General features: G+C 32.8%; 5 protein-coding genes. 4 read left to right on the top strand and 1 reads right to left on the bottom strand.

What is annotated here, in order from left to right:
* The first annotated feature begins 52 nt into the window (after positions 1 to 52).
* Positions 53 to 1,183 (top strand): ATP-binding protein, encoded by a 1,131-nt coding sequence (locus ACIQ2I_RS07600; protein WP_396181824.1) that lies wholly within the window; start codon positions 53 to 55, stop codon positions 1,181 to 1,183.
* Here ACIQ2I_RS07600 and ACIQ2I_RS07605 read toward each other — a convergent pair.
* Positions 1,180 to 1,854, bottom strand: coding sequence for an SCO family protein (locus ACIQ2I_RS07605; protein WP_396181825.1), 675 nt, complete (start codon positions 1,852 to 1,854; stop codon positions 1,180 to 1,182). The two genes, ACIQ2I_RS07600 and ACIQ2I_RS07605, sit on opposite strands and share 4 nt — an antisense overlap.
* Positions 1,855 to 1,999: 145 nt before the next feature.
* On the opposite strand from ACIQ2I_RS07605, the gene ACIQ2I_RS07610 reads away from it, so the two are divergent.
* The 3 genes from ACIQ2I_RS07610 to ACIQ2I_RS07620 form a co-directional block, all read left to right on the top strand.
* Positions 2,000 to 4,108, top strand: a complete 2,109-nt coding sequence (locus ACIQ2I_RS07610; protein ID WP_396181826.1) for a M13 family metallopeptidase — start codon at positions 2,000 to 2,002, stop codon at positions 4,106 to 4,108.
* Positions 4,109 to 4,391: 283 nt separating this feature from the next.
* Positions 4,392 to 4,766, top strand: coding sequence for a ribonuclease P protein component (rnpA, locus tag ACIQ2I_RS07615; RefSeq protein ID WP_396181827.1), 375 nt, complete (start codon positions 4,392 to 4,394; stop codon positions 4,764 to 4,766).
* 64 nt (positions 4,767 to 4,830) lie between these two features.
* Positions 4,831 to 5,432 (top strand): S41 family peptidase (locus ACIQ2I_RS07620; RefSeq protein WP_396181828.1); only part of this gene is annotated, 602 nt, incomplete at its 3' end.

The raw sequence follows: 5,432 nt of genomic DNA on the forward strand, positions 1-5,432 counted from the left end.
AGATTGGTTTGCCATTTGGACAGAAAGTATTGGAACACAAATTCCATAAATTATGATTAATAAACGGCTTCTTGTTAAAAACCTCTTGGCTCATAATAACGAAAATAGTTTTTATGATAAAAAACGCCAATTAAATTTACATACTAAAGAAGGAAAAGGTAAGTTTTTAAAACATATTTGCGCCTTGTCCAATTCCAACCCGTTTAATAACTCGTATATTGTAGTTGGCGTAGAAGATGACGATAATGAAATAGTTGGAGATGATTTTTTTGATGATAGCCGGATTCAAAATCTTGTAAATGCCTATTTAGAAAATCCGCCTAAAATTACTTATGACAATATCTCTTTCCCTAATTTACCTAAAGAAAGAGTAGTTGGTTTGGTGACTATTAAACCGAAAAATAAAATCTCCTTTTTTAAAAAAAATATTTATACGATTTTACTTAATAGTACTTTTATTAGAATTGGAAGTAACACAGTGCCGACTGAGGAAAAAATTGCTTTTTCAAAATCAAATGCAGCTGCAGTTATTAGTATTGAAAATAATTCTAGAAACAGTATAGCACACACCTTAGAAAGTGTGTTGGATTTTATTACGGTACGACACAAAGATTTGGATAATCAATATCAGGTGTTTAAAGAGAATTTTGTGGTGTGTTGGGCTGGAAAAAAACATATTGTCCGAAACGAAACGTATTATTCGCGCGTAGCTATTGAGTTGATGAACGAACAAATTAAGCTGTTTTATTCCAACCAAGATGAAGTAATTATTCAATATGATGAAGATCGTTTTACGATTACAGAATATGTAAAGTTGGGTTTAAATGACGCCACGAGTTATTATCCATTGGAGCGTTTAACCTTCCATTTTTACGATAACGGTTATTATAAAATGGAGACTGAAATGCTATTTGAACCTCCGCAATATAATAAAAAACTACTTTTTCATATTTACAATTCTGTTAAAAATACTATTGAGAAATTAGAAAAAAACAAAGTGGTTTTAGAAGAAGACGTTTTAAGAATCGCGCCTACATTAATGATTTGCTATTTAAACGGATTCACCGAAGCGAAACAAAAGCTTATAGAAGCAAAAAGTGTATTAAAAGCTTATCCAAATCCCTTAGTTTTCCTGAGCTTTAAACACAGTCTGAGAATTTTAAGAAAGATGAAATACAATTAATCTTTCTCAGACAAAAACTCAATATCTTCTAGTAATTGCGTTAGATTTTTTTCGCCTTTTACGGTTTTATCGATGTTTAATCCGTTGTAAAACCCTCTAATTCTGCCTTTTTGGTCCACTAAAACAAAGTTTTCGGTGTGCACCATGTCATATAATTCTTCCGGTTTTCCTGTTTTTACTACTAAATAAGATTGTCGAGCTATTTTGTATATTTCTTTCTGATTTCCTGTAACTAGATTCCATTTTGTATCAAGTACCCCTTTTTCTTTGGCATATTTTTTCAAAACCTCAACGGTATCTTCATTTGGGAAAACAGAATGAGAAAGCAATTTCACTTTCGGATTGTCTTTGATTTTGTCTTGCAACCAAACCATGTTGTCGGTCATTTTTGGACAAATGGTTTGGCAAGTCGTGAAAAAGAAATCGGCTACATAAATTTTACCCTCATAATCTTTATTTGTAACCTTATTCCCGTTTTGATTGGCAAACGCAAATGGCGCTATTTTATGCTTGTAGCCAACATGTTGTACTAAAGAATCTACCAATTCCGGATTTACCTCTCGAGGGGTAATTATGGGAAGTGTTTTTCTATTTAATAAGGTATAAATAGCTATAAAAATTACTAGAAGCAACCCTATAAAAAAGACAGATAGTTTTTTATATTTAAACATTTGAAGGCTATTTTTTTACAAAAATAACACTATTTTATATTATCACGAACGTATTTAACATTTGTATTTCTGAATAATTCTAGTTTTTTTAATAGATTTGTAATTCGCATACAATAAAAAAACCAACCTTTTAAAAAATTATAAAATGAAAAACAAAACCCTACTTGCTAGTTTAGCAATTGCGTCGGTTACTTTTTTTCAAAGTTGCTCTGTAACTATTGGAAAAGAGGGCCAGCCAGGAAAAAATGGAGCGTCTGGTGATGCCGTAGTTACAAAATCAGAAAAATTCGGAATTCGTACTGAGTTTATGGATACTTCTGTAGCGCCAAATGAAGATTTTTTTAGATATGTAAACGGAACCTGGTTAGATAAAACCGAAATTCCTGCAGACAGAACCCGTTGGGGAAGTTTTGACGAGTTAAGAAAAAATACCGACGATGATGTCATGATCATTTTGAATGAAGCCGTTGCCAATAAAAACTTAGATCCGAAATCAGACCAAGCCAAAGCGGTCAATTTATACAAGTCGATTTTAGATACCGTTTCTAGAAATAAATTAGGTTTGAAACCAATTATGTCCTATTTACATAAAATAGACGGTGTAAAAAACAGCACCGATTTAATGAATCTATTAGTAGAATCAAAAGCCGATGCTAGTTTAGGGTTTTTTGGTTCTTTTGTTGGTGCAGATGCTAAAAACAGCAACAAAAACGTAGTATATGTAGGAACGGGCAGTTTAGGGTTACCTGATAAAGACTATTACATGTCTGACAAACCAGATACGAAAGAAAAAAGAGAAAAATATGTGTTACATATTGCAAAAATGTTTGGCTATTTAGGTATGGACACGAAAACCGCTTCTGAAAAAGCAGCAAGGGTTTTGGCTTTCGAAATCTCTCTATCTGAACCAACTTTAGACCGAGTAGAAAGACGTGACCGTCGCAAAACATACAATCCGATGTCAGTTGCCGATTTACAAAAAATAGCGCCATCTAACAACTGGGCTTCTTATTTTGAAAAAGCTGGATTTAGTAAATTGGATTCCGTAGTGGTGTCGCAGCCGAAATACTTAACCAAATTAGACGCTATTTTAAAGGAAAATAAAGTAGCTGATTGGAAAGCGTATATGACTTGGACGCTTTTACGTTCTAATGCTGACGAATTAACCACAGAAATTGAAAAAACAGATTGGGATTTTTACAGTAAAACTCTATCTGGAGCGGTAAAACAAAGACCTGCCACTGAAAGAGCATTGGCTACCGTAAATGGCGTTTTGGGTGAAGCTTTAGGAAAATTATATGTTGAGAAAAAGTTTCCGGCAGCGGCAAAAATAAAGGCAGAAGCTATGATAGCCAACGTTTTTAAAGCGTATGAAAACCGAATAAACAATTTACCTTGGATGACACCAGCAACAAGAGCAAATGCTATTGTAAAACTTAAAAAGTTTAGAGTAAAAATTGGTTATCCTGACACTTGGAAAGATTACAGCGGATTACAAATAAAAAGTCCAGAACAAGGTGGCACATTACAAGAAAACTCATTAGCTATAAGCAGATGGAGCAATAAAGAAAATGTTTCAAAACTAGGAAAACCAGTGAACAAAGAAGAATGGGGTATGTCGCCTCAAACGGTAAACGCTTATTATAGTCCAACCAATAACGAAATTGTATTTCCTGCCGCTATCTTACAACCTCCTTTTTACGATTACAGAGCAGATGAAGCGGTAAATTATGGTGGAATTGGAGGCGTAATTGGTCATGAAATTTCACACGGATTTGACGATTCAGGCTCAAGATACAACGCAGAAGGAAACTTAATTAACTGGTGGAACGATGAAGATTTAAAACAATTCACCACATTAGGAACGGCTTTATCAGATCAATATTCTGCTTTGCAGCCTTTACCAGGCATTTTTGTAGATGGAAAATTTACGTTAGGTGAAAATATTGGTGATTTAGGTGGTGTAAATGCCGCTTATGATGGATTACAAATTTACCTGAAAGAAAAAGGAAACCCTGGTTTAATTGATGGTTTTACGCCTGAACAACGTTTCTTCCTTTCTTGGTCTACCATTTGGAGAAGTAAAATGCGTGATGAAGCTATTAAGAATCAAGTAAAAACAGATACGCACTCACCTGGACAATACCGCGCGTATGTGCCGCTGCAAAACATTGAATCTTTTTATCAAGCGTTTAGTATTAAAACTGGTGATAAAATGTATATCGCTCCAGAAAAAAGAGTGAAAATTTGGTAACAAGAAACTATTATCTGTCAATCTGAACGTGTTTCGGATTTTAACTTAACCAATATGGAATTCAGTACCATAGTTTTGGTTGGCAGACTAAAAAGTCTTCAAGGTTGCAAAACTTTTTTTATTTAACACGAATTTCACAAATTAGCACGAATTAATTTGTGTTAATTTGTGAAATTCGTGTCAAAATTATTATCTCCCGAAAGAAAAACCTGAAATTCTGAACTACATTTAGAATGACAGGTTTTCTCTTTTTAAACCGTTTCCTTTTTTATACATTTGTGCCATGTCATTTTCTTATCCAAATAACGAAAAACTAAAAAGCCATAAAACAATTGACCTTTTGTTTTCTGAAGGACAATCTATCTCTAAATATCCGTTAAGATTGGTTTATGTTGAGAATTCAGATGTTAACAATACAGAAAAAGTATTGATGGGCGTTTCCGTTTCTAAAAAACATTTTAAACATGCCGTTGACCGAAATTATTTCAAACGGGTTTTAAGAGAATGCTACCGATTAAATCAAAACATATTGAAAGAAAACATTAACAAGCCCTATGCTTTTATGTTTTTTTACCAAACAAAAGAAAAATTATCCTATCAAGAAATTGAAGAAAAAACCATACAATTATTTCAAAAATTTAACGAAACGATAAAGTAAATGCTGAATCTTTAATCGGTTTCAACTATTTTAATTAAATTAGTAAAATATTATTCCACAACACATGAGTATTTTTTACAAAAGAAAAGTAATAATTCCGACACTTGTAGCTGGATTTTTATTTGTAGCCGTAAGTTTTCAAAACGATTTTTTTGCTCTAGCCAAACAAATTGAAATTTTTACGAACCTATATAAAATTGTTAACCAAAATTATGTAGACGAAACCAATCCAGGAAACCTAATGGATGTGGCTATAAAAAGTATGCTAAGTGAATTGGACCCTTATACTGTTTATTTTGACGAGCAAGATGTACTAAAATTTAAAATAAATAATACGGGTGAATATACCGGAATTGGCGCCATAATTACACGTAAAGATGATAAAATAATCTTAAAAGAAGTATACGAAAATATGCCAGCTGACAAAGGTGGTTTTAAAGCTGGTGATGTTATTACCCAAATTGGAGATGTCTCGCTTAAAGATTTTAAAGACGACGCTTCTCAGCTGCTAAAAGGGGCTAAAAACACTAAAATTGACATCGTATATTTCCGTCAAGGAATAGAAAAAAAAGGACAAATTATTTTAGATGAAGTAGAAATAAAAGCCGTTCCTTATTTCAAATTATTAAGCGATAAAACAGGTTATATTGTGCTTCAAAAATTTAA

Source organism: Flavobacterium sp. (genome assembly GCF_044368995.1).
In the GTDB taxonomy this organism is placed as follows: Bacteria; Bacteroidota; Bacteroidia; order Flavobacteriales; family Flavobacteriaceae; genus Flavobacterium.